The 1,585-nt window shown below is 39.8% G+C and carries 2 protein-coding genes; both read left to right on the plus strand.

Annotation, left to right across the window (positions count from 1 at the left end; genetic code table 11):
• The first annotated feature begins 287 nt into the window (after positions 1-287).
• On the plus strand, positions 288-917 hold the full coding sequence (locus QMA35_RS21580; RefSeq protein ID WP_281649196.1) for an AHH domain-containing protein: 630 nt from the start codon (positions 288-290) through the stop codon (positions 915-917).
• Entirely contained in the window at positions 914-1,468 is a 555-nt protein-coding gene (locus QMA35_RS21585) for a hypothetical protein (protein ID WP_281649197.1), read from the plus strand. Before QMA35_RS21580 ends, QMA35_RS21585 begins: the two co-directional genes overlap by 4 nt.
• Positions 1,469-1,585 lie beyond the last annotated feature (117 nt).

Genomic DNA, 1,585 nt, shown 5'->3' on the forward strand with positions numbered 1-1,585 from the left:
CTCATGTTTTTCGTGCGGCGCCAGCAAAACTTCTGTGTTTCCCGGCAGCAAAGGTTTCCAGTGGCTGCGCGTTCAGTGCCAAACACAAACAAAACGTAGGGTTTGCCTGCTGGCAACTTTTACCTCAATAAATCGCCAAGTTTATGTTCTGCCAGCGCCGGTAAATCCCATCCGGCCAGGTGCGCACAACAAGAGCATGCAAAGGACGCCTTCGGCGCCCTTAATGCAGGCGTTAAATTTCACACATACATTGTGTAAAACAACAAACAATAATTAATGGAATAATTATGAATCAAGCAGTGAAAGCTCCAAATATTTTGGAAAAAGCAAAGTCTGAAAGCTATTCAGATAAGAACTATGAAACTTTCAAAAGAGTTGAAAAGAGGTTCGCAAGAATGAACCAAACTCGGCTTGCAAATAAGCTTGTTTCTTTTAGACGAAAAGGTGCAGATATGTCATTGCATCAAAGAGCGACGGAGCAACATTCCTCTGCAATCTTAGGAAAACATTTGCGGGTAAGTGGAATTTCAAGGCCTGGTGCAAGGTGGGAAGCACACCATCTAATTTCTGGAGATCACCCAGAGGCTGTGGGTTCTCGCTTGATAATTGCTGAAGACGATATTGCGATTAGAATTGACGACCCTGACAACGGGGCTTGGATGCCTAAAACAAAAGCTGATGCACGTCCAACTATTTATCCTAATGCTATAGGACACAATAGAATTCATAGACAGCTATATTACCAATGGATTGAAAACACTATAAGTATGATGGATGATGATGTTCAAGTTCGTGGTTTCCTTAACACTGTAAGGTCACAGCTATTACATGGCAACATCAGAGATGAAATGAAGCTTCAACAAGAAATTGATGAAGCAGAATATGATGATTGGTTAAAGAAGAACCGAAGACTATGAGCTATTTAATTAATCATGACTTTGAAAACTATTATTCGTTAACTATAGATGTTGCTGATCTTACTAGCAAAATGCCTTCATACAGTCAGCGATTTCGAGCTAAACCAAGACTAGAAAACTGGGTTGCTCCAAAATCTTCATTTTACAAGAGCGAAAATCACTCTGGGAAAGAAGAAAGCATCCCTGATATAACTACATGGGCTTTAGGTAATCTAGTGTTAAGCCCTAATGCCTATAAGGTGCTCAATGAAAAACTAGCCTCTTCTGGAGAGTTTTTACCTTTATTGGTTGGTGATAAGACCTATTACATGTTTAATACATTATTCGTAATTCCTGAACATGCAATCGACTTATCTGAAGCTGTAGATGTTATAGACTCTGGTGTCCATATGGGTAAGAAGAATGTTAAGTTTGATGAGTCCAAAATTGAAGACCATCTTGTTTTTAAATCCAAAACAAACAAGTTGACATACAGTTTTGCTACAGAAAAATTCAAGAGCATGTATTCTGAAAATAATCTGACTGGACTTACCTTTAAAAAGTCCAAGTAAAATCGTGCAAGTGAAATTTAACAAGTCAATCCAGCCGACCGCCTACGGCGGCGGCTGATTGAGGCGTTGTGCGTCGGGGTGAATATATTAATTTCTCGCTCCTCGTTTTTCCTGAGA

This window comes from Parendozoicomonas sp. Alg238-R29, assembly GCF_947331445.1.
In the GTDB taxonomy this organism is placed as follows: Bacteria; Pseudomonadota; Gammaproteobacteria; order Pseudomonadales; family Endozoicomonadaceae; genus Sansalvadorimonas.

Excerpts from the sequence above, each read along its gene's own strand:
- QMA35_RS21580 (WP_281649196.1), top strand. The coding sequence starts at position 288 with ATGAATCAAGCAGTGAAAGCTCCAAATATTTTGGAAAAAGCAAAGTCT.
- QMA35_RS21585 (WP_281649197.1), top strand. The coding sequence starts at position 914 with ATGAGCTATTTAATTAATCATGACTTTGAAAACTATTATTCGTTAACT.